The organism is Psychrobacter sp. 1U2, from assembly GCF_051847575.1.
The window spans coordinates 1-724 of record NZ_JBPYDC010001053.1 but is presented as its reverse complement, the minus strand read 5'-3'; the positions used below and the strand labels follow the sequence as shown (position 1 = coordinate 724).

The window sequence follows — 724 nt, the reverse complement described above, 5'->3', positions numbered from 1 at the left end:
CGAAAAAAAGGGCTTAAATGGCAACAATTAGTCGCGCAGCCCTTTATCTATAATGGTACTTGTCGGCTACTTGAAAACACGCCTGCTGAGGTGCTTAACCGCAATGCGCGCTACACGGTCGAAAACATTACCTCCTTGTTTTCACTACTGCGCAATGACCTTGGTATCACGACTTTGCCCAAGCTCGCCTTCCCTTCTAACGAGCCTGAACTGGTATGGCTTGATTTGCTGGAACCAGCTCTGGACAGACAGATCGGCATCTTTAAATTAGCGAATAAAACCATCTCACCGCCAGCGCAAGCCTTTTATGAGCTGTGTATTGCCTACGTTCAGAAGCATTACCCTTTGTCAGACATGGCCTGATTTTGCATGGCCTGATTTTGCATAGCTTGGTTTTTTAACAGTATCAAAGCTTGTTTATTGTCTTAGACCATCGTTGGCAATTCTTGGTGTTTTAAGCCAATGGTTCTAAGCGCTCCCTTGTCATCGACCTCTTTAATAACTAACGACCATTCGTCATTTATCGTGACCGTATCACCCGACACTGGAGCCGTGTCCAAGCTTTCTTTAACGTACTCAGCCACGGTCTGCTGCCACATGTTTATTGATGGGTCGTCAGCTTTAGACTTGAGCTTATGTGTGAGGGTTTCGGATGCCATGACACCAGTAAAAAACGGTAAATCCCCAAGCTTTACACTGGGTGATAACAACCAATCTCCGTAGA

1 protein-coding gene and 1 pseudogene are annotated in these 724 nt (G+C 45.7%); one reads left to right on the top strand and one right to left on the bottom strand.

Annotation, left to right across the window (positions count from 1 at the left end):
• The coding region (locus tag ACS8FD_RS20340) for a LysR substrate-binding domain-containing protein (RefSeq protein WP_439277197.1) at window positions 1-363 on the top strand (363 nt) is incomplete at its 5' end.
• A gap of 62 nt (window positions 364-425) precedes the next feature.
• Here the strand turns inward: ACS8FD_RS20340 and ACS8FD_RS20335 are convergent.
• Window positions 426-724: pseudogene (locus ACS8FD_RS20335) on the bottom strand (potassium/proton antiporter); the annotation flags it as partial.